We start from the raw sequence: 22,311 nt of genomic DNA, 5'->3' as shown, positions 1-22,311 counted from the left end.
ATTGAGCACCATGAAGAAGTTGCCCGGCCTGGCTGCCGGCATCAAAGACAAGCTGATCCAGCAGACCCTGGAGCGCAAGCTGCGCCAAGCGGCCGCTCCAGGCGCCAAGGCACCCGCGCGACCGGCCGAAAAGAAAGCGGACATCCCGCAGGAGCATTACCGCTTCCACCTGCATCCCGGCTATCAGCAATTGCGCATCATCAACGACGGGGCGAACAAGCTCGGGGTGAAGAATCCGTTCTTCAAACTGCATGAAGGCACGGCAGGCGCAGGCACGCAGATCGGCGGCGCCGACTACATCAACTACGCCAGCTACAACTACCTGAATATGTCCGGCGACCCTGTCGTCTCGGCGGCAGCGAAAGCCGCCATCGATCGCTACGGCACCTCGGTATCCGCCAGCCGCCTTGTCTCTGGCGAGCGGCCCGTGCACCGCGAGCTGGAAATGGAAATCGCGGCCTTGTATGACGTCGACGACGCCGTCACCTTCGTCAGCGGTCACGCCACGAACGTATCCACCATCGGCCATCTGTTCGGCCCGCGTGATCTTGTCCTGCATGACGAGCTGATCCACAACAGCGTGTTGCAAGGCATCCTGCTGTCAGGCGCGTGCCGCCTGCGCTTTCCGCACAACGACTGGGAAGCGCTGGACGCCATCCTGCACGAACAGCGCCACCAGTTCGAACGTGTGCTGATCGTGCTGGAAGGCATCTACAGCATGGACGGCGACTATCCTGACCTGCCTCGTTTCATCGAGATCAAGCAGCGCCATCGTGCATTCCTGATGGTGGATGAAGCGCATTCCCTGGGAGTCATGGGCGCACGCGGCTACGGCATCCGCGAGCATTTCGGTGTCGATGGCAAAGACGTGGACATCTGGATGGGCACGTTGAGCAAGACGCTGGCCGGATGCGGCGGGTATATCGCCGGGGAAACAGCCCTGGTGGAGCATCTGAAATTCCTGGCGCCGGGCTTCCTGTACAGCGTCGGCATGCCGCCCAGCGTCGCGGCGGCGTCGCTGGCCGCGCTGCGCCGCATGAAGGAGTTGCCGGATCGCGTGGCCGCCCTGCAGGCGCGCGGCAAGTTTTTTCTGGAACGTGCCAAGGCTGCCGGCATCGACACGGGCACGAGTACCGGCCTGGCGGTGGTGCCGGCCATCACGGGCAGCTCATTAAAGGCGACGCGCCTGTCGGCGGTGCTGTTCAAGCACGGGATCAACGTACAACCTATTCTTTACCCGGCGGTGCCGGAGAAGACCGCGCGCCTGCGTTTCTTCATGTCCTGCATGCATACCGAAGCGCAGATCGCATCCACCGTCAGGATCCTGGCCGAAGCGATGTAAGGCTGGCGCGCGGCGCATCCCGCCGCCGCCCCAAATACCTTATCGCGCTGCCCTGCCGCTGGCCCGCGCCTCGTGCCAGGACCAATACACCACCATCCCGAACCCGACGCAGACGGTCAAATTCAATGGCACCAGCACGTAATTGTGTTCGCGCACGGCCACGCCCAGCGCGACCATCGAATAACAGAAGGTGAAGGCCTCTCCGGCCATGAGCAGGCCATTGATGCGAGGCAGGCGAGAACGCTTTTCGTCTTGCCCTTTCGGGGTGCGATGAAACTCGCCATACACCCCGAACAGGGCACGTATTCCACCGGCAAAGTAGTACCAGGCCATTGGCAGGAACATGGCGATGTACAGATAGTTGTACCAAAGCGCCATCGCCAGACTGGGTTTGTCTTCCAGGCGTGCACCCTTGCGCGCGCCAAACGCGTTGTCCAGCGACCAGATCGTCACCAGCACAAAGAAGGCCAGCGCACCCCAGTTGAACGCATCCTGATCGAAGTTCACCAGATAGTTCAGCGGCAGGCTCAACAACACCAATACGTAGATCGCCGCCAGCAAGACCGATGAAAACATCATCGACACCGCATGCAGGCGTTTCAGGAAAGGCATGCGCTGCTTGAACATCCGGCCAACGTGCTTAAACGCGCTATGGATCAGGCCGCGACCCCAGCGCTCACGCTGCACGCGGAACGCGCTGATGGTTTCGGGCAGTATCGACATCGACACCACATCGCGCAGATAGGCGTATTTCCAATCCCCGAACTGCGCCCGGTATCCCAGATCCACATCCTCGGTCACGGTTGACGCATTCCATCCCCCCAGTGCCTGAACGCACGCCCGCCGCCAGACGCAAGAGCTGCCACTGAGCGAGGCCATGTCTCCGTCCTCGCTCAAACCGACGGTCACGTACTGCTGATGCCCCATTTCCATCGCCTGGAAACGTGTGAGAAAAGAGGCGTCGCGGTTTTCGTAGCCGATGCCCGTCTGCAGAAACCCCAGGCTGGGGTCCTCGAAACAGGGAATGGTCCGCAACAGGAAATCTTCGGGCGGCACGAAGTCCGCATCGAAGATGGCGAAGAAATCTCCCGTGGATTGCTGGATGCCATGAACGAGGTTTCCGGCCTTGAAGCCCTTCCTGTCCTGCCGGCGGATCACTCGGACATTCACACCCGATGCGGCGTGTACGTCGGCGCGGGCCTGAGCGAGCTTGGAAGTGATATCGGAAGAATCATCCAGGATGAGGATTTCCAACGCCCCTGGCGGATAGCGCAAGCGGCACGCCGCATCGATCAAGCGCTCGACGACCGAGGATTCATTGCAGATGGGAAGGAGGACGCTGACGCGGGGCAGATTCGTGCGGTCGATATCGACCACGGCCTGGTCGATCGCCGCCAGCTTGCGACGCTCCACCTTCCGTGAAATCAGCAAGACGCGCAACTCAAGAATGACGTAAAGGCCGAAGGCGAGCACGACCAGAACGAAGACGGCCTGAGCCAGATATGAAAACAAGACAGCCATTGCGCCCGGTTCCGTTCAAAGACCCACAACCGTGCAGACTTCCTGCAAACGGTGCGCCCAGGTGTGATGCTGCCTGACATAGGCTGCCCCGGCCTCAGCCCGCTCCAAGTCTGCACCGGACGGGCCGTGTCGCAGCCGCGAAAACAGCTCGGTGACCTCGTCCTGCGACGTCACCACGTGGCAATACTCGCTGAAATACTTGTCCACGGAGCGGCTCCGGTTGGTCACTGCGATACCGCCGCAAGCAAGAATCTCCAACAACCGTCGCGAGCACATCGTTTCCGACGCAGTCACCGAATTCACGTTCAGCGAAATCACGTGAGACTTATAGACTGCGGCCGTCGCCCGATGCGCCACCTTCGAATGCATGCGCAACTGCGCGTTTCGCGGAAAGCGGAATTCGAAATGCCGCGACATCCGGTCGTGGTTGCGGTCAAAGACGTTCAAGGGCAACGCCGCCGCTTCACAAGCTTCGAAAACCATATCCAGGAAACGCCTGCGTTCATTCAGAATGCGCCGGTAATAGCTACCGGTAAAACAGGCTTCCTTGCGCTGAAAATCGAAGCCCGTGAACTGGTGGTAGGCGGGTTGGTACGGCATCACCAGCGCGTGGACCGGCACATGGTCCGGCACCTGCCGGCGATAGCCTTCAATGCACTCTTTGTCGGTCGTGAAAATGAAATCGAACGCCTTCGCCACATCGATGAATGCATCGAAGAAAGCGCCGTCGTCCTTGTTCCAAAACACCGTCGGCACTCCCCTCGCCTTCGCCGCCGCAACCACCTCGAAGATCATCTTGGGCGGCCGCAGGCGCATCAGCTTGGATTGCTTGGCCAGCTCGTACCGCCAACTGCCGTCTATGCCATGAAAGGCCGATTCGACGAACAGCAGATCAGGCTTCCATTCATCGATGATCTCCCTGTAATTGCGAGGAGTGACGTTGCGCACGCGGCATTCGGCGGACAGGCAATCCGACGTGAAGTAGTCGGTGACGAGCGCGACTTTCAGCCGTCCGAACGGCCCCTCCCGAACGGCGTCCTCTTCCACCTTCGGGTAGTCATACAGCAACGCGCCCAGCTTCCTAACCAGCCCGCCGACCATTCAATTCCCCATTCTGCGCCATCGGCGTAGCGTGTTTGACAAAATTGCCCCAATTACGATGCGCAACGACGTAGCGTCTTGCTTGCTCGGAGACCTCACGAATCTTCGTCGGATTGTCCAGGACTGCCCCCATGACGCGCGCCAGGTCGGCCGCATCGCCCGCCCGGAAAAACCAGCCCGCAGGTTCCGCGCCCATCTCGTCGCGCAGCACGGGCAAGTCGGCCGCAATCACCGGCTTGCCCAGCGCCAATGCTTCGGCCAGTTTGATCGGCGGCACGATCTCGCAGACTTGATAGGGCTTGCGAGGGATGCAGACCAATTGGCTGGCGCCAAGCAAATCGCGTGCGTCCTGGGGCGGCAGTTTGCCGTGGAAATGGATGCGGTCAGTCAATTCGAGGCGGCGCACGCGGGCTTCCAGCTGCTCGCGGGCCTCTCCGTCGCCGATGAGATTGACTGTGACCCGACGACCCGACTTAGCCATTAGCGCTACCGCGTCGATCAACGTATCAAGCCCCTCGTAGCCGATCAAAGACCCTGCGTAACCTACGCTGTTGGGCGTTATGTGGTCCGGGTCCGTCACACGGAATCGGTCAGGATCCACACAATTAGGCAACAGGGCAACGCGTGCAGAAGGCACAGCCCAGCGGTCCGCGACGAACTTCGCCAGTTGTTCGGAGATCACAAACAACCTGTCCGCGCTGTTCGCCACCAGACCTTCCAGTTGCAGACCCTGCCTGAACGCCTGCGACTTATCGTAGTTGGGCGTGCGCGACACGCGGGTCAACTCCCACAGGCCGCGCATTTCGTACTGAAACGGAATGCCCAGGCTTCTGGCTGCCAGCAACGCGGGCAAGGCATTGACATGATTGGAGGCCGCATGGATCACGGCAACTTGATTGCGGGCGGCAATCTGCGCCAGCGCCGAGGCAGCTTGAAGCGCGTACGACCATACCGGCCGATTGTTCATGGGCCGGTCCACATGCAGATAACGCACATCGCCAACAAGTGTTTCTGCGCTGCTGGCGTCCTGCAAGCGATCTTTCCGATCCCACGGATATCCAGTCCTCGTCACCGCGTGCACCCGCGCCCCGGCAGCGCCCAACGCACGGATCACTTCATGCGTGCGCGTGGTGTAACCGCTCGTGTGATACGGCAAAGCGCTGGCCGCCACGTAGAGCATGCTGGTCGGATCGGGTTCATAAGCAAGCTCGCCGCGTTTGGCGCGCAGCTTGCGTGTCAGTGCTCCCACCGTCAACACGCGATTGAGCGCGAGCCACTGTTCACCCACTCTCGACCACGCGGGCCTTGTTAGCATGCCGGACCACCACTGGCCGGCGCAGTGATCTCCGCCAACGCCAGATCAACTTCGTGCGTAGTCGCGATCTTGCCCTGCGCGTGCAGATCCAGAAAGTCTGCCGTCGTAATGACGTCGTAGTCCTTAGTGAGGCGCGCCATCAACTTACGGTAGCCTTCAAGGCGCTGATCATCGCGGAAGCTGCCAAAACCATTCTCGTCCCAATACAGCAATGACCAGGAATGCAGCAGAAACACGGCGAAGGACGGGCTGCCGCTGAACGTGTCGAGCAACAACTTGCCCCACCACGGACGAAACTTGAAATAGCTCGATTCCGGGTAGGTCAAGCGCGCCCACCACTCGTCCTTGCCCACCTTCGGAAGAATCTTCTTCTCCGTCGTGGGCACTTCAATCACGCCGTTGGACCAGATATACGGGTGATTGGTGGGTTCGCTATAGGGACATTGACCGGCGTGGACGGCGCACATTGAATTGTTGAAGGAAAGCGGAATATTCGCCGCTTTCAAGGCGCGTATGGTCGAAGCATTCCAACGGAACGAACCTGCGCGAAATGCGCGCAACGGCTTTCCGGTCACGTCCGAGATCATTTTTCCGAAATGACGAATCACAAATTCGGCTCTTTCGTCATCGGTGTATTGATTCATGTACTGAGGCCGCGCCGCCATCCCATGCTGCGCCCAAAAACTTTCTGGCAGGTATTCCGGATGAGTATGTAACTGTACATCCTGACCTTGTCCATCTAACCAGCGCACGACTTCGCGCACTTGGTCCAATGATGCGTAAGCCCCGCAGAGATCAACAAAAAACACATGCTTCGCATTGAACTCATCGCCAATCGCGCACATTTCCGCTATGCCGGCAGTCCCCTTCTCGTGCTTCCCCCACATGAGCCGGTCTACATGATTTTGCGAAGCACGCTTTGGCAACGCTTCGGTATCCACCGTGATTAGCGCGTAACGATCCTTCATTTTCTAATTACTGCCTTATCAATATCCACTTCATGATCGATTGGAATCTTACCTCTCGCCCTCAAGTCCAGGAAATCTCGAGTTGTTATTACATCGTAGTCTTTTGAAAGACTGCCCAGCAGTTTTCGATACGCCTCTAGACGTTGATCGTTCCGATAAGTTGCATACCCGGCTTCATCCCATTGCAGCAAAGACCAAGAATGAAGCAAGAAGACGGAAAAACTGGGTTTACGCGACCGAAGGCGCGCAAACCATGATGGCCTGGCGCTAGCAGCCCCAAAGTATGGCGACTCAGGAAAAGTGAGACTCGCCCAATGTGCTCCACCCAAACTTTGAGAATGAGCGTTGCTCTCGGTGATTGGTATCTCGATAACCCCGTTCGACCACATAAATGGATAACTTGTCGGCTCGCCATATGTGCATCGACCTGCACTGAAGGCACGCATCGAATTATTGCAAGATAGCTCAAAACCGGCCCGCCTCATGGCCTGAATCAAGGTCGAATTCCATCGAAAAGAGCCAGCCCTGAACGCTCGTACGGGCTCGCCAGTAACTTCGCTAATAATTCCACCAAAGTGGCGCAAAACAAACTCGGCGCGTTCCACACTGCTGTACTCGTTCATCAACGAGGGACGACTATCGAGCCCGTGCTCTCTCCAAAAACTCTGAGGCAGAACTTCGGGATGCGCGTGGAGTTGCACATCTTGAGAAGCGTCATGGTTAAGCCATCGCACTACCTCCCGCATTTCCTCCATCCGTCCGTAAGCCCCGCACAGATCTACAAAGAACACATGCTTAACGCCAAACTCGTTACCTAAGTCACTGAGTTGCCTGATACCAGCCTCCCCGCTAGCGTGCGAACCCCAAATCAACCTTCTAACGTGATCGGCTTCTGCACGCTTCGGAAGAGCTTCGGTATCCACCGTAAGCATGGCGTAGCGTTGTTGGAACATAATTATCGAGTCCCCAAATATGTCTGAGCTGAACTTGTAGTTCCGACATATTTGCGAAACTATCATTTTCGGCATGGAGAGGCTCGCTCCATACCCATCGCACAAGTTAACTAAATTTTTTTGAAAATTCGAATACCCTTTCCGCGAATTCTGATATCGGCGATTCGCCATCTGCAACATGCCGAAGCAAATTAAAATTAATCACTTCGCTTCGCCGGAGACTATAAAGTGAATCTTTCACTGCCACAATTTTTTCAACATCTCCAGCAGCTAGTGAATCGGGGAAAACCCAGCTTCCCGAATATTTGAAATAGGTTGTCGACGTATTTCCAGGGACACTGGTGGCATCAAAAGCTTTAGACCCAAAATTAATGCCAACGGTAGATTGACATTCACTTAACCAGTCCGGCCGCGACGCGATCTCCCGAGCCATATTATTCATCTTTCTAAACAGAAGGCACTCGTACACGCTCTCGCCATCTTCTTTAATCTCTCCAAATGGCAAAAATCTGGATGCCAAAGTGAAGTCGAACATGGCAGCCAATCGCTCAATTTCCTCAAGAGGATACGCATGCCTCACATCGGTAGGAAAGACACCATACTTCTGGCGCACCAGCATCGCGAAGTCACTTTCCAACGCCTCTACACCTGTGGACCTATCAGCAAGCTCGAACGCCCGTCGGAATCGAAGGCGATTAAAGGCCGGTGTTTGCAACATTAGCAGCATCCTCCCGCCACGCGAGACTGCTGACTGAGAGAATTTAAAGAACTCCACCGGGTCCAAATAATTGAATGTATTGGCGCTGACTAAAAAATCGAATTCAGCACTCTGGGGTGGGGCCGCACTCAACAAATTAGCGCCGCTGATCTCGATCCCGTCTTTTCTTGGCAGAGCCGCCATCCCATCCTTGAGCGCCGCCACGATTGTGGGATGAACGTCATTTAGCACCAGCTTGTCTGCTGCGCCAGATAGCCACAGCGGCAATGACCAGTTGCCCAATCCACAACCAAGATCCAAGACCCTTTTTGGCTGAAATGGCGCCAACTCGCCTAATACTTGATTCCAATTCTTATAAGTATCGGAGTTGAAACGGGTTAAAAAGTAGTTTTCAAAATTTGATAGATTTTTTGTATATTCAGGTGCCTTGCTCACCCAGGCGGACGATAGGCTTTCGATTCCTCGTAGGACCCTGGCAACCGGCGTCGCTGGAACTTCGGAGCGAAGCTCCTTGGAATAGGACTCGATGGCGTCGCGGCCTTTCAGGCACACGTACCCACGGCCTTCCACAAGCTCCGCTACGCAGCGCGTGAATTCCCTGAATCCCTCTTTAGACCAACGTGGCGGGTGAGCCTGGAGAATAAGATTGTCTGCGCGGTTACGAGCACCCACACGTTCCAAAAACCGTTCAAAACGCGGCTGTCCGTCTGCGAATACATTAAATTCTGGAGAAACCCACTTAAAAGAGTTTAAATCGCTCTCGTAAACAAAGTATTCAGGATATCGAGAGCGCACGAGACGCAATGTCGCGTCGTCAAATTTATTGAATGGGAAACCAAAGCCATCTGGCTCAATTCCAAACACATTCTGAATAGCGGTGTGTCCATCGACCAAGTCACGGAGCGCGTCTTCGGGCGATAGCTGGTCGTAACGAAGATGGTTGAATCCATGATTCCAAAGCTCCAGCCACCCTGCCCCGTGCGCCGTTCGAACAATTTCGACCAACTCTTGGGGAATGCTCTTCAAGAGTCCGCCAATTGCACCGATAGAAACCGGAATTTTTTCAAGCATCGCCCACAGTACAAGATCCACAACCGGGCGGTTAGCATCACAACCAATATCATCCAGCTTTAGAACCAAATGTTTCACGAAACACCTATATAGCGAAAGCAATCACGAAGGACCACGGTTTGGTCGGATTCAATTTATTAAAGCGATTTCTTGCGTCGCTATGAGATCATCCCCACGGCTTTGACGAATTGAGGCAGCAGCGGTTTCGGACATCTTAATAAACAATTCCGGATCGTGATACAACCTATCAATGGCCGCAGCCAATTGAAGATAATCCTCTTCATCGCAAATGAAACCGGCCTCTTCGCTCAGAAACTCCGCAATCGCTCCCACCCCATTCGTGATCGGCACTAGGCCCGACGACATCGCTTCATCTCGGGATACGCCTTGGGTATCCATGCGAGAGGGACACAAAAACACGCCATACTCTTTGTGAAGTTCGGCGATCTCTGTTTGGGAAAGAAATTTCCGGCGAATTTCGACATTCGTGAAATGCCGAACCGGCGCGACCGTCTCGTCAAACAACATGCCGTCACCGACCAGCAGAAAATTCAATTCTTCGAAATACGGTCGATTGGACAGTTCGAGTATGGTTTTTACCGTCAGGTCATTGGCATAGACTCTTGTGGCGTAGGGGCGAACCGACAAGATCCGCTTCCTCAACTGCTTGTCTTTACGTTGGTAAGAGAAAATACTCTGATCGATAGGGTTATGAATTATGTGAAGATTCTCGGGCTGGATTTCGATATCCAAGTCACCGATTACTTCACGCATAAAATAATTCGAAACAAAGACGAAGTGTAGATTTGGATGTTGAAGGGCAAACACAGATTTCCAGAACGCGTCGCGCCGTTCTCCGTTAGATTTCGCAATCGACACTTCTTGAGGCGTTGCGTAATTAAACATTCTCCGCTTCCAAGACTGAATCTCGGCGCCGTGCAACCATACTACGACCTTGGTGGTGTCCAGATATTGAGACACCAAATTCCACATTTCTTGATCAAGAGCATGAACAGCGATAGACGAGTAGCGACCCGCATGAAGAACCTTCTCCAGAACGGTCGCTCCTCCTGACACAACATCAACATCCTCATACTCGTACAACTTCAAATCGGAACCGGGCCTGAACCGTAGAACATCGACAACTACGCCACGTTCTCTATAGCTCTTTACGCGGCGATGCACGAACCCATAGCGATAGTAATCATCGTACTCGGGATAATTGGGCGCAATGAGAAGGTGCTTACCAGACGGTACCCATGCCAAGTTATGCTCTGAAGCTACATGATCGAAAATCACCCGCTTGATTGTCGCACGCGCCGCAGCCTGGCTTCCCGCCACACGGATACCAAAGCGCACAAAAGCCGCATCCTGCGGAATATCTACGGTTTGATTCAAATTTGCCGTGGGAATCGAATGGCTCAATCTATTTTTTTTCGCATCGAAGAAAATAGCGACCGAAGAGAGATTCAAGCCTGGAGAAGCTTCTAAGTAGATCTTGCCATCTCGATTGCGCCAGAGCTCTTCCACCGGGAACGGGTCTTTTGCATAGCAGTAGTAAGGAAGCTTTGCGTTATCTCCAACATCAATCTGCAATTCACTTCCGCGGACGGAGAACACAACACCTATTTCTGCTTTCGGCGGTGGATCAAAGATGGCCCCCAACTCGCCTCCGGTAAAGGCGCTTACCTGTAGAGCATCAATCTGCAAATCTACCGCGGGCGCTACTCTCTCCGCTTGATCAAAAACATCGTCAATCTTGACGCCGGCGTTGATCTTAATCTGGTTCTCGGCAGGCAACTCGGCCCATTCTTCCTCAGAGCCTGAATAAAAACTCAATGAGTCGATGTAGAAGACGTCTTCATCATGTGCAGTTTTCAAAACCGCCGGACCTTGCAGAGCCGCAAGCGCCTGCGACACGACTGTCGTTGCCCCTTCATGACTAAGGAGAGCGGCATCCGGATAGAACGCGTTGCCGAACATATATTCAGAGCCAATCGCTGCACGTTGTTCAGCAAACTGCCCCTTCGCTATGATTTTCGCGGTAGTGTATTTTGTTGCGATGGCCAAATCGACCAGATAATTCTTGTCGTAAAAATTTTCAGCCTTCAATAAAGTGAAGAAACTACCGGCATCGAATTTGCCAACGGCGTCAGCAAACGACAGAGCTCTCACTAAGCGCTCATTGCCGTCTCCTCCAGCGGGAAGCTTGAAGCTATCGCCGTGTACTGCAACGGTAAGCGACTTATTGTCGTATTGAAAATTTCGGAACATATTTACGAGGCGGTCAAGCTCTTCCGAAGAATAGGCCACGGCCAACACATTGATCCGAGGCAGCAGATTGCCTCTTTTTCTGCCCAACACCTTTTCGGCAACGTACGAGAACCTATTCTCGTACGTATGTTCGGTCATGACCTTCCTCAGACCTGCGGCCTTGAGTTGAGCACGATACGCAGAGTTTGCACTGAGCGCTTCGATTCTCCTTTTCAACTCCGTCTTACTATCGCTCGACACCACGAGCTCAGAGAAAAGTTGTCGGACCCCAAGAGAATAGTTGCTAACCACGATGGTGTTGCACGCCAACAATTCGTAGACACGGCGCGCAAACATCGTAGACGAGCGTTTCACGGAGTTGAGATTAATCCCGTATTGATAACCCTTATAGGCGATATCAATTTGTTCGTACTTCAAGTTTCCAAGAATCAGTGGATGGTATTTTTCTGGAAAGGCATAATTCACATCCCCTTTGCCGTGCTGGCGATCATAGATTTCCACGCCGCAATGCTCGACGAAGGTACTCAAAAGAGTGTCAAGATCGCGCGCGCGCTCGGGGTACCTCACATAATAGCTACCAGCAAAATTCGCTGATTGTCGACGCGAAAATTTTTCTATTGGGTTTTGCTCGACGGGGTTGCAGCCAAATGGCAGCAAATACACGCACTCGTGGCCCAGATCCCGCTTGTAGTTTGCAATGCAGCCGATATCCGTCGTGAAGACATTGTCAAATAACTTGGCAGTGCTCAAAAATGTGCCGTAATGAACGGGATCTTCTTTATTCCAGAATAGTGTGGGGACGTCGCGTGCTTTGCACCAATCCAAGACCCCCACCAACTCGGCGGAAGCTCGGCTGATTTTTCCGTTCCACGCCTCTTCCTTGCCTCGCCAAGCTGACTCAATAAAGAGAATATCAGGCAGGAACTCTTCAAGTTCGCGCTCCCAGCTATCAATCGAGAGATTAAGAAGCGTGCAGGTGTCTTTGTACGAAGCGAACGAAAATTCGTCCATCACGCACGCAACTTTTATCTCTTTCAAAGCCGGATTGCCGCTGGCCGCTCCCTCGTTTCCCTCAAGCCGCTTTTCGCACAGCAGTACATTCGCTTGAAAGAAGCGGTCGCCAAGCATTGAGGCCAGTTTTTTGTAAAAAGCCAAAGCTGCCCCATAATTACCTCGGGCATACTCCGTGGCGGCTTGCCGGACAATCGATTCGTTCATGCTCATTACCTATATGTGCTAGCCGCCGGCAAATGCAGCAACCCAACAACATCTATCACATTCTCGTGGTGACTTATGTCGTTAATTTCATCGATGAATGGTCGATGCTTCACAAGAACACACACAATATCTGCAGTTTCCAGAGCAGCCTTAAGCGTCACCAAGCTCACATTCGACTCGGCCAACTGTTCGGGCAACTCATCGATGTTCGGTTCCACGACCAGCACTTCGCAGCCCAAGCGAGAAGTTTGTTCCGTAATACCCATTGCTGGGCTTTCTCGAAGGTCGTCAATATCAGGCTTGAAAGCAAGGCCCAGGCAAGCGATTTTGATGTCCGCCTTGGCGATTCCTGGCTTTTGTTCAAGAATCGCATCAACTGCGGTCTTGATCTTCGAAACAACCCATTCCGGCTTCTGATCATTCACGTCGCGAGCCATTTTAATAATGCGCGCGTCCTCTGGAGTCGAATCGACGATGAACCACGGGTCTACCGAAATGCAATGACCACCGACGCCAGCCGAAGGCTGCAATATATTGACCCTGGGGTGCCTGTTGGCCAATTCGATCAATTCCCATACGTCAATACCTAGTCGATCACAAACCACCGAAAGTTCGTTGGCGAAAGCGATATTCACGTCTCGGAAGCTGTTTTCAGTCAACTTGCACATTTCTGCCGTGCGCGCGTCGGTAGGAATCAACTCAGCCTCGACAAAAATTCGGTATAGCTCAACCGCCATATGCGTAGCTGTATTGGTCATTCCGCCGATTACGCGATCGTTCGATACTAATTCGTGCACGACCCTGCCAGGCAAGACTCGCTCGGGGCAATACGCAACCTGGACATCGGCCAGCTCCCCTTCTTGCTGAGGAAAGCTCAGGTCCGGCCGCATTTGCGACAGCCATTCAGCCAGCTTTGCGGTCGTTCCGACAGGAGACGTCGACTCAAGGATCACCAAGTTGCCCTTTTCAAGCACCGGGGCTATGGAACGTGCGGCCGCCTCGATGTAGCTGACGTCGGGCTTGTGTCCTTCCTTGAAAGGTGTAGGTACGGCGATCAGAAACGCATCGGCTCGCTCGGGCTCGCGGGTCGCACGCAAATAGCCGGCCGTTACCGCAGCGTGCACCAGCATGTCGAGTTCGGGTTCAATGATGTGAATGCGACCCTGATTGATCGTGTTCACAGCGTGCGGGTTTACATCCACGCCGATCACGGTTTTTTTGCGGGAGGCGAATAACGTAGCAGTAGGCAGGCCGATATAGCCCAGGCCGATAATTTCGATGGTGTTAAACATGCCGGTGTACTCAATAAAGCATGGATTTCAGAATGTCCCGAATGCGAGTAGCCGCTTGGCCGTCGCCGTAGGGATTGTGCGCACGAGCCATGACCTCATGCGCTTCCTGATCGTCGAGCAACAGGTTGGCCGCTTCGTAAATGGCGACACGATCTGTCCCTACGAGCTTGACAGTGCCCGCATCGACCGCTTCGGGGCGTTCCGTGGTGTCCCGCATAACCAGGACGGGTTTTCCTAAAGAGGGGGCTTCCTCCTGAATGCCCCCGGAGTCGGTTATCAAGAATGCGCTGCGATCCATCAGGTAAACAAAAGGCAGGTAATCGAGCGGCGATATCAGATGTACGTTCTCGACGTCCCCCAGGATGCGGCGAACAGGCTCTTGCACGTTCGGATTGGGATGCACCGGATAGACAATCTCCACATCGCCGCGCGCGGCGATGTCGCGCAGGGCTAAGCAAATGTTCTCGAAACTGGCGCCGAAATTTTCACGGCGATGCCCGGTGACCAGGAGCAGCCGCTTCAGTGGGTCAACGAAGCTGAACTGCTCTTCAAATTCTCGCTTTAGCGGACCCTCGGCGCGCACCCGTTCGACGACGTCAAGAAGTGCGTCAATGACGGTGTTCCCCGAGACATGGATCAAATTCTGTGCAACCCCTTCGCGCAGTAGATTGGCTTGCGAGCCGGCGGTTGGGGCGAAGTGCACGTCGGCGACCGCGCCGGTCAAGCGCCGGTTCATTTCCTCGGGCCACGGAGAGTATTTATTGCCCGTGCGCAGACCGGCCTCTACGTGACCGACCTTCACCTTGGCGTAATAGGCTGAAAGGCTCGTGGCGAGCGTAGTTGTGGTGTCGCCATGAACCAGCACGATGTCCGGCATCCATTGCCGATAGACTTCGCGCATGCCCACCAAGACCTTGCTCGTAATGTCCGACAGGTCCTGACCCGGCGCCATCAGATTCAAATCGAAATCAGGCGTAATGTCGAATAGTTCCAGCACTTGATCTAGCATTTCGCGATGCTGCGCGGTAACGCAGACCTTGGCATCGAACGCGGGATCGACGGCCAGCGCCTTGACAACCGGCGCCATCTTGATCGCTTCTGGCCGTGTGCCAAATACCGTCAACACGTTGATAACCGGCTTTTTTTCAATATCACTCATGGCTTGGACTCATTAAATACCGCGCTAGATGCAAACTTCCCCACTGACGACATCTCAAGATATGTAGACAACGCTTCCAAATGTCGAGGGTTCCTGCGCGAAAGAAAGATAAAAGTCGGCGTGGCGTTCGTAGAATCGATGACAAAGTAGTCCATACCACCGAGAAGATTCTTAATTTCCTGATAGACCGACTTCGTAAAACATTCAACGGCGATGACGGGCAAACTTCGCTCAATAATATTTTTGGCGCCCCGCAACGCATCCGGCTCCATGCCTTCGAGATCCAGCTTGATGATGGACACGGCATCTTGATAATCCGCCAATTCCGCATCCAGCGTGGACACCGGGACTGGAAAGACAGTCAGTGCCCCGCTGTCACCTTCAGCAGATTTGGCCAGTGACGGATCCGCCGTGAAGGAGCCATAATTACCTTCAAGGGCCTGAACCAATTCGATTTGTCCGTCCTCGTCTCCCAACGCGACCTGCCGAACATCCACCTTGGCTTCAAGGCGGTTCAAATAGACGTTCGCCAACAAGCAGCCGTAATTGAAAGGTTGGGGCTCAAATGCAATGACCGGCCCCCCCATGACGCCGGCAAAGAACACCGCGTGATTACCGATGTTGGCGCCGCCATCGATAATCAAACCTCCCGGCTTGTGTAGGCGCGCGAGCAGATTGAGATAGGCAGATTCGTAAAACTGCCCCTTCTCAGCCATTTTTTTCGGGATGTAGTCGCCAGAAAAATGGAGAAAGAAGTAGGTGTTGCCTCGATGGACGACAGAGACCCAATCCACCGTCGGCACCCGCGCTTGCTCAAACGAATTCGCAAAATAATCTGCTGCTTCGCTCAAGGCCCGGGGACGCTCGCCTTCCTCTGCCGAGAAAAAGGCATCGACATCTACTGGCGATTCATCGTTGACGTGCGTCAGTCTGAGCGCATGTGAAACCGCCTGGGTGGGCCGGTGATTCTGGAGCTCGCCTGAACTCTCCGGCACCTTGAGGCCCAGTTGCGCGTATTGCTCCTGGCAACGGGCGCGCAGCAGCAATCGGCTGTCTGATCCGGGAGACACAATCTGAATGGCACTTTCAAAATGGCGGAGCGCGCGCGGCGCATTCCCCGCCTGCGCGGCTGCGCGCCCCAGACTGTTATGCACGCCCGCCGCCAACACCTGCATGACCAGCGTTTCGCCACAACCCCAATCCTGCGCCAGACGAACGTATTGCCTGCCCAGCTCTGCCCGTCCAGTCTGGAATTGGCCGGCGGCCGCAAGCAAAGCGAGTTTGGATCGATCGGGGTGATGCTGGATAGTGTTGCGCTCCAATCTCACCAGGCTATCCCAGTCGCCAAACTGCCATTGCGTGCGGACCCGCTCAAGCAGGTTTTCGTCATAGGGCATGACCATCTGCACGGGTTGCGCCTCTTGCGCCGCGACGGACTTGCGAAGCTGCTGTTTACGGCGCCGAGATCCAGAAATGGAACTCATAGCCGCGCTCCTCTGAAGAGCATGTCTTTGATGAGGTCCAGCTGGGCCTCCGCTTTGACGAGCTCTTCCTGCATCCCTTGCTGACGGGCGGACAAGTCCGCCTCGACGGTGACACGCGATTGCAACTGGTCTTGCAGTACCTTGATCTCCGGCGCCTGTTCCTCCGCGATTCTGGCCTGCTCCGCACACTGAGCTTGCAAGCGCGCATTCTCTTCAGTCAGTGCGCTCTGAACTGCCTTGAGCGCTTCCATTGAACGGCCACGTTCGGCGGCTAGCTCGAACTGCTCCACATGCTTGACCAGCAGCGCCGCATTTTCCTGCTTCAATTGGGCCTTCGCCGCTTTGATCTCTTCAAGCGCGTCTTGGCTGCCAGTCACCAGCGCGATGTGCTCCGCATGCTGCGCCAAAAGCCCGGCTTTTTCCTGTTCCCATGCCGCTTTCGCGGTTTGAAGGTCGGCGATGGCGCGGCCGCGTTCGTCGGCAAGCTCGGCCTGCTCCGCCTGTTCGGACAGTTGCGCAATCAGCACCGATTTCTCGCGCTCGAACTGTAAATTCGCAGCCTGCAGGGACGCGACAGCGCGACCCCGTTCGGTCGCCAGCTCGGCCTGCTCCGCGAACTGCTTGCGCACTGCAAGATTTTCCTGGCCTGCCCGCGCCATCGCCATCTGCATTTCCGCGATCGCCCTGCCCCGTCCCGCAGCAAGTTCGGTCTGTTCGCTGCACTGCTCAAGCAGCTCCTGCATTTCCTTGTCTGCGTCCACCGCCGCCGACTCCAGCGCCTGCACGGCCCGCTCTAGTTCTTCGTTCAGCCCAACCTGTTCCGCCAGTTGTCCGCGCAATTCCCGAATCTCGATCTGCAATTGCGACTGGGTTGTCCGCAGCGTCTCGGTGACCCGGCGCAAGTCGGCTATCGTCCCGGCCTGCTCCGCCACTTGGGCGGTGAGCGCGGAATTCTCTTGCTGCAAGCGCGCCTGCGTCGCCCTGAGCGCTTCGACATCGCGACCGCGTTGCTCTGCCAGGCCCTCCTGCTCGCGATGCGCTTGCTCCAATGCGGCGATCTGCTGTTCGACTTTGCCTCGGCGTTCGGCATAGCCGGTGCTTTGCAATGCCTCTCGCAGGCGAACCTGTTTGGCCTCATTGCGCAGTCGCGCCGCTTGCCGGCTTTCCGAATCGCTGAACTTGGTATCGAGCGGCAGCGTTTCCAACAATGCCTCAGCTTCGACCAACTCCCCCGCCTCATGCATGCGGAAAGCGAGCCATTTCAGGCGAAACGGGCGTGGCTCGATTGCGCAAGCACGACGCGCGAACTCCACCGCTGCGGCCGGATCCACGTGCATCTGGCTTCGGGCAACCGCAGTCAACGCGTTCGCATGCGTGGTCGAGGACAATGAAACGCTGGCCAGCAGGCTATCTACCGCCGCCGCACCGCCCTTCTCATAGGCGGCGATCACTTCACTGAAGCTCTGGCCTCCAAGCTTCTTGGGTGGCTTCTGCTTCTTCTCTTTACGCCAAACTTTGAGCAGGCGCATCGGCGTGGCGACAAACGCGGAAACCGAGGTGGAGCCCTGAATCAGGATCTCGCCCAGCCCGGCCGCGGTCGTATCCAGGGCCCCCGTAGCATGCATTGTGCGTTGCGCATCGAGAATGGCGCGATAACGCAGATTGTCCGCCGCCACTTCCGGAAATCTGCCATCTTCAAGCACTACCCGCCCACCTGCGGCAGTGCGATGCGAGCCCGATGCGTGATGCACCCGTTCCAACTCTTCCTGCACGATATGAAGCTGCTTGAACAGCAGCGCATTCTCTTCTTGCAACGCCGCGACAGCAGTATTGGCCGCAGGTTGCTCAGGTTGTTGTTGCGTTGAGCGAATGGTATTCATGACGTATCCCTGGGCCGGTCAATCAACGTGATCGAGCACAATGCTCTCAAGCAACTTCAAAATGCCGGCGATCATCAGCGCAATCAGCAACGTTGCGAGCGCGTTGTACAAGCGGCGTGGCTCAAGCGGATACTCCGGCATTGTGGGTGTCTGCAAGATGGAGACCTTCTCAAGAAGCCGGACGGCATCGTTGCGTCCTTTCTCAAGCGCGATCAGCGAAGATTTGTACAGATCCTGGGCGAAATTCACCTGCATTTGCAGGCGCTGGAATTCCTCGACCGTGGCGTTCAATGTCTTGCCAGCAGGCGTGGCGAGCTTTGCCTTTTCCTGCTCGATCTGACGGTCAACCGCGTTAAGCGCCTGCTTGATCCTCAAGATGTTCGGATGATCGCGATCCAGGGACTTCGGCAGTGAGGCCAGTTGCGTCTGCAATTGGGCCCGTTGGCCTTCAAGCTCCGCAACGATCGCATTGAGGCTTTCGGCCGTGGCCTGCGGCGAGAGCAGGCCTTGCTGGTTCTGGAAATTCAGCAATGCCTGGCTGGCCTCCTGAAACCGGGCCTGAGCCTGCGTGACCTGGGCTGTCAGAAAGCCCACCTGCGCCTCCGCCAATTCATGGCCCAACTGGTTCATGTAATGTTCGCCCTCCTTGACCAGCATGTCAGCGATCGCATGAGAGGTCTTTTCGTCATAGGCCTGCACCTTGATGCGAAGCACGCCGGCGTAGTCGTCGTAGTCCACGTTCAGGCGCGACTGGAAATAGCGGTAGAACCACTCGGTCGACGCGTCCTTGAACCAGAGCCGGGACAAGATATCGCGGCCGGAATCGCTGAAGTGCGAGCGCAGTTCGAGCTTGGCGTCGAGCTTCTTCAGCATATCGACGGATAACAGGTAATCGCGCAGCAGCAGTTGGTCAGTCCGATTGACGGACCCGCCACCGGAAGCGAGCATCGTCAAATCAAATGTGGGCGCGCTGACCGAATCCGTCTTGCGAATGATGACGTTGGCCTCGGAGACATATCGATCGGATGCAAAGAACAACCAATAGACTATCGTCAGCAACGCCACGATCAGCGTAAGCCGGATCAACCGTTGAAACAGGCGTATGGAGAGCCAGTCGTTACGGGTCTTGCCCAGCAACGATGTCACTTTAGAGAGTTGCCCCTCATTCTTCGTGATGTGTTGTTCCGTCATTTTTCGAGAGAATCGTTATATGCAGAGAGAGCGTCGTCGATTTGATCGAACCAATGCGCCTTGCCCTCATGAATCCAAATGCCTGACTGGCAAAACTGCTTGAGCGTGACCTCGTCGTGAGCCACCATGATCAATCCCGCCCGGGTCGTCATCGACTGAAAGGCTGCCGCGGCCTTTTTCCGAAAGCCTGCATCGCCTGCCGCCGTGACTTCGTCCGAAATATAGACATCGAACTCAAAGGCTAGCGACAAGGCGAATTGCAATCGCGATCGCATCCCGGAGGAATAGGTACTGACCGGCTCGTCGAAGGCAGTTCGCAACTCGGAGAAGTCCTGGATGAATGCAAGACGGTCCGCTAGATCAGATTGATGTCCATGCACGCGGCAAACGAACTTTGCGTTTTGCCGGCCGGTCAACGTGCCTTCGAGGCCGCCTTGCCCCATCGGCCAGGAAACGCGGCAGTGGCGCTGCACGTAGCCTCGGGTGGGGTGATCCACGCCTCCAATCAGGCGAAGCAGCGTCGACTTTCCGGCGCCGTTCTGACCGATCAAGCCCACGTTCAGCTTGCGGGGTATCGTTAGCGTGATGCCTTGCAGCACCCACTTGCCCAGACCATGCTCGGTCTTGTAGCGTTTGTGTACGTCGTTGACGATGATCATTGCATCACCAACCGCAATTCATACCGGCGGTACAACGCCATACCGAGAAGAATGCTCGCGCCCGCCCACGCATATAAATAACCGGCGCTTGTACCGGGCACCATGTGGTAGTAAGGAACGAAGCCCGCGCGCACCAGTTCAAGCCCGTGCGCGATCGGATTGAGCATGAGCAGATCCCGATAGGGTTGGGGCACGGACATGATGGGCATGATCACCCCCGATACCAGGTATAGCGGCAACATCACGAGCTTGAGGATGTGTTCCGTCTCGGGAACGAGCTCCATCAGCACGGACGCCACCAGCCCGAATCCCAGCCCATAGAGCCACAGCCCTAACAGCGCAACGGCAACCAGCAAAGGGTCCCGGGGAAACGTCACATGCCCGAGGAAAGCAGCCGCCCCCAGGATGACGGTCGAAACAATCACCATCAGAAAGGCCTCAAGCCCGGCCCGGACGATGGCAACGTCGAAGGGTTTGACTTGCCGGTAGGCGAACAAGGGCTGATTGGATTCGACGGCATACATGACCTGGAGGGCCGTCCGCCGGAACAGGAAAAAGGCGAGCATTCCCACCATGATCCAGACAGCGGTGTCGATTCCCCCGATGGTGTGCAGCCGTATCGCAGTGAAGACAAAAGTGATGAAGGTGATGTGCATCACCGGCTCCATCAACAGCCAGAACCATGCCGCCCGCATGTCAAACAGGCGGTCGAGCGACTCCCGCAGGAACACCGCACGCCAGACGGCAAGCGTGATAGAAAGCGAGCTACGCGGCTCAGACATGGCTCTCCCGCAACAAGGTCGGATATCGGAACATGATCCCTTTAACGCAGAGCATTGTTGAGCGTCACGCTGGGGACGGCCACGGATACCACCAGGCGCAGGAATTTCTCAAATTCAGCAGCAGGTGCATTGGCCACGTAAATCACGTCCCGGTTTTGAATCGGGAAGTTCTGGGTGACGAAGAATGAAGCCGGGTCGCGCAGATCGACCTGATAGACGACGGGAACGGGTGCGCCTTCGACGCGTTGGGATGCCTGCTGTCCTTCGCTGCCCTGCCCGTCCACGACCTTTGGATCTTCAAAGCGAAAAATGAACACGCCGCGAGCATCCGCGCGGCTGTCGTTCAGGCCGCCCGAACGCGCCAAGGCCTGGGCAAGCGAGATGCCCTGAGCTTCGAATGCAATTTCTTCGTTCTTGCCGGTCGCACCAAGCACCGAAAAGCTTTGCGGTTGAAACAGCGCGGTGATCACGTCGCCGGGCTTGAGCAGAATGTTCTGGCGCGGGTCGCGGATGATCGAATCCAGCGCCATCGTCGAAGTCTGATCCTCACGCGAGAGCTGGACCGCCATCCGATTGACCGCCTGCTTCACGCCGCCGCCTGCGGCCAGTGCGTCAAGCAGTCGCTCACCCTTGGGCGTCAGGGGCATCAATGTGCTGGTCGTCACTTCGCCGACCACCGTCACATTGGAAGTATTGTTCTTGATCACACGCACCAGCACCTGGGGCATGTTCGCCTTACCCTGCAACCGCTTTGCGATATCGGCCTCGATTTCCTGGGTGCTGCGGCGCTGTACAGAAACGTGACCCGCAAAGGGGACCGTGATCGTGCCTCCCGGCGAAACCATCTGCTCCGGAAACGTGACGGAGTTGGAGGTGACGGGGGTGGACTTGATATCGAGGCCAGACGTCCCGAACAACATCGCAGGCGGCGACTCCCAGATCGAGACCTCGATGATGTCGCCCGGCCCTATCAGATAATTATTGGACGTCGAGCTATGGAAGACGTCGGAAAACTGTCCCAGCTTTTTGCTGTCGGCCAGCTTTCTGGCAAGCGCATCGTTGACGTCGATCAGCTCTATGCCTTCGATGCGACCGGAATCCTGCTGTTCCACCACCTGTTGACGGCTTGCTCCGCTGGATGCAATCCAGCCGGGCATGGTTCCGCAGCCGGACAGCAAAGACACGAGGACCGCGCCCGTAATCAGCAAGCCGACCTTGGAGGATTTATTCTCTGCTTTCATATGGATTTATTAAGCTCACTGCACAACTTGTGTATCGCCGGCAAACAGGCTGATATTTTTCAAGCCCCGTTATCTGCTGCGACATTCGTTTTCTTACGTATTTCGCCGACCTCGCAGTAAATCTTTCTGACTGCTCACTGGG

General features: G+C 55.9%; 16 protein-coding genes. 1 reads left to right on the top strand and 15 read right to left on the bottom strand.

What is annotated here, in order from left to right; all coding sequences use genetic code 11:
* Positions 1 to 10 precede the first annotated feature (10 nt).
* On the top strand, positions 11 to 1,342 hold the full coding sequence (locus API01S_RS05020) for an aminotransferase class I/II-fold pyridoxal phosphate-dependent enzyme (RefSeq protein ID WP_061303425.1): 1,332 nt from the start codon (positions 11 to 13) through the stop codon (positions 1,340 to 1,342).
* A gap of 39 nt (positions 1,343 to 1,381) precedes the next feature.
* On the opposite strand, the gene API01S_RS05015 is transcribed toward API01S_RS05020, so the two are convergent.
* The 15 genes from API01S_RS05015 to API01S_RS04950 form a co-directional block, all read right to left on the bottom strand.
* The gene (locus API01S_RS05015) at positions 1,382 to 2,815 is read right to left on the bottom strand and encodes a glycosyltransferase (protein ID WP_244976682.1); all 1,434 of its coding nucleotides are present in this window, start codon (positions 2,813 to 2,815) and stop codon (positions 1,382 to 1,384) included.
* A gap of 63 nt (positions 2,816 to 2,878) precedes the next feature.
* Complete coding sequence (locus tag API01S_RS05010) at positions 2,879 to 3,964, bottom strand: CgeB family protein (RefSeq protein WP_061303423.1); 1,086 nt, start codon at positions 3,962 to 3,964, stop codon at positions 2,879 to 2,881.
* Positions 3,945 to 5,252, bottom strand: coding sequence for a glycosyltransferase (locus API01S_RS05005; RefSeq protein WP_254598492.1), 1,308 nt, complete (start codon positions 5,250 to 5,252; stop codon positions 3,945 to 3,947). Before API01S_RS05005 ends, API01S_RS05010 begins: the two co-directional genes overlap by 20 nt.
* Positions 5,253 to 5,272: 20 nt before the next feature.
* Positions 5,273 to 6,247 (bottom strand): polysaccharide deacetylase family protein, encoded by a 975-nt coding sequence (locus API01S_RS05000; RefSeq protein ID WP_061303418.1) that lies wholly within the window; start codon positions 6,245 to 6,247, stop codon positions 5,273 to 5,275.
* Positions 6,244 to 7,200, bottom strand: a complete 957-nt coding sequence (locus API01S_RS28720) for a polysaccharide deacetylase family protein (protein WP_254598493.1) — start codon at positions 7,198 to 7,200, stop codon at positions 6,244 to 6,246. Before API01S_RS28720 ends, API01S_RS05000 begins: the two co-directional genes overlap by 4 nt.
* Positions 7,201 to 7,306: 106 nt before the next feature.
* Positions 7,307 to 9,067: a methyltransferase domain-containing protein gene (locus tag API01S_RS28715; protein WP_156487061.1), complete on the bottom strand. Its 1,761-nt coding sequence runs from the start codon at positions 9,065 to 9,067 to the stop codon at positions 7,307 to 7,309.
* Positions 9,068 to 9,118: 51 nt separating this feature from the next.
* Positions 9,119 to 12,481 carry a glycosyltransferase family protein gene (locus API01S_RS04995; protein WP_167351692.1) on the bottom strand — a complete coding sequence of 1,121 codons (3,363 nt, stop codon included), beginning with the start codon at positions 12,479 to 12,481 and terminating at the stop codon, positions 9,119 to 9,121.
* A 5-nt stretch (positions 12,482 to 12,486) separates the two neighbouring features.
* Positions 12,487 to 13,773 (bottom strand): UDP-N-acetyl-D-mannosamine dehydrogenase, encoded by a 1,287-nt coding sequence (gene wecC, locus API01S_RS04990; protein ID WP_061303414.1) that lies wholly within the window; start codon positions 13,771 to 13,773, stop codon positions 12,487 to 12,489.
* A gap of 10 nt (positions 13,774 to 13,783) precedes the next feature.
* A complete protein-coding gene (wecB, locus tag API01S_RS04985; protein WP_174544659.1) occupies positions 13,784 to 14,932 on the bottom strand; it encodes a non-hydrolyzing UDP-N-acetylglucosamine 2-epimerase in 1,149 nt (382 codons plus the stop codon).
* Complete coding sequence (locus API01S_RS04980; RefSeq protein ID WP_061303412.1) at positions 14,929 to 16,416, bottom strand: FkbM family methyltransferase; 1,488 nt, start codon at positions 16,414 to 16,416, stop codon at positions 14,929 to 14,931. Before API01S_RS04980 ends, wecB begins: the two co-directional genes overlap by 4 nt.
* A complete protein-coding gene (locus tag API01S_RS04975; protein WP_156329855.1) occupies positions 16,413 to 18,296 on the bottom strand; it encodes a coiled-coil domain-containing protein in 1,884 nt (627 codons plus the stop codon). The genes API01S_RS04980 and API01S_RS04975 overlap by 4 nt, the downstream gene beginning before the upstream one ends.
* 18 nt (positions 18,297 to 18,314) lie before the next feature.
* Positions 18,315 to 19,487, bottom strand: a complete 1,173-nt coding sequence (locus API01S_RS04965) for a chain-length determining protein (protein WP_082305999.1) — start codon at positions 19,485 to 19,487, stop codon at positions 18,315 to 18,317.
* Positions 19,484 to 20,146 carry an ABC transporter ATP-binding protein gene (locus API01S_RS04960; protein WP_050728683.1) on the bottom strand — a complete coding sequence of 221 codons (663 nt, stop codon included), beginning with the start codon at positions 20,144 to 20,146 and terminating at the stop codon, positions 19,484 to 19,486. Before API01S_RS04960 ends, API01S_RS04965 begins: the two co-directional genes overlap by 4 nt.
* Positions 20,143 to 20,928: an ABC transporter permease gene (locus API01S_RS04955; protein WP_050728682.1), complete on the bottom strand. Its 786-nt coding sequence runs from the start codon at positions 20,926 to 20,928 to the stop codon at positions 20,143 to 20,145. Before API01S_RS04955 ends, API01S_RS04960 begins: the two co-directional genes overlap by 4 nt.
* Positions 20,929 to 20,969: 41 nt before the next feature.
* Positions 20,970 to 22,169, bottom strand: a complete 1,200-nt coding sequence (locus API01S_RS04950; protein ID WP_050728681.1) for a polysaccharide biosynthesis/export family protein — start codon at positions 22,167 to 22,169, stop codon at positions 20,970 to 20,972.
* Between the last annotated feature and the right edge of the window lie 142 nt (positions 22,170 to 22,311).

It is taken from the genome of Achromobacter piechaudii NBRC 102461 (assembly GCF_001571245.1).
Lineage (GTDB): Bacteria > Pseudomonadota > Gammaproteobacteria > Burkholderiales > Burkholderiaceae_B > Achromobacter > Achromobacter piechaudii.
This window is presented reverse-complemented; position numbering and strand designations above follow the sequence as displayed.

Coding starts and splice junctions, on each gene's coding strand:
- API01S_RS04975 (WP_156329855.1), bottom strand. CDS start 18,296: ATGAATACCATTCGCTCAACGCAACAACAACCTGAGCAACCTGCGGCC.
- API01S_RS04955 (WP_050728682.1), bottom strand. CDS start 20,928: ATGTCTGAGCCGCGTAGCTCGCTTTCTATCACGCTTGCCGTCTGGCGT.
- wecB (WP_174544659.1), bottom strand. CDS start 14,932: ATGAGTGATATTGAAAAAAAGCCGGTTATCAACGTGTTGACGGTATTT.
- API01S_RS04960 (WP_050728683.1), bottom strand. CDS start 20,146: ATGATCATCGTCAACGACGTACACAAACGCTACAAGACCGAGCATGGT.
- API01S_RS05020 (WP_061303425.1), top strand. CDS start 11: ATGAAGAAGTTGCCCGGCCTGGCTGCCGGCATCAAAGACAAGCTGATC.
- API01S_RS04980 (WP_061303412.1), bottom strand. CDS start 16,416: ATGAGTTCCATTTCTGGATCTCGGCGCCGTAAACAGCAGCTTCGCAAG.
- wecC (WP_061303414.1), bottom strand. CDS start 13,773: ATGTTTAACACCATCGAAATTATCGGCCTGGGCTATATCGGCCTGCCT.
- API01S_RS04995 (WP_167351692.1), bottom strand. CDS start 12,481: ATGAACGAATCGATTGTCCGGCAAGCCGCCACGGAGTATGCCCGAGGT.
- API01S_RS28720 (WP_254598493.1), bottom strand. CDS start 7,200: ATGTTCCAACAACGCTACGCCATGCTTACGGTGGATACCGAAGCTCTT.
- API01S_RS04950 (WP_050728681.1), bottom strand. CDS start 22,169: ATGAAAGCAGAGAATAAATCCTCCAAGGTCGGCTTGCTGATTACGGGC.
- API01S_RS05010 (WP_061303423.1), bottom strand. CDS start 3,964: ATGGTCGGCGGGCTGGTTAGGAAGCTGGGCGCGTTGCTGTATGACTAC.
- API01S_RS05000 (WP_061303418.1), bottom strand. CDS start 6,247: ATGAAGGATCGTTACGCGCTAATCACGGTGGATACCGAAGCGTTGCCA.
- API01S_RS04965 (WP_082305999.1), bottom strand. CDS start 19,487: ATGACGGAACAACACATCACGAAGAATGAGGGGCAACTCTCTAAAGTG.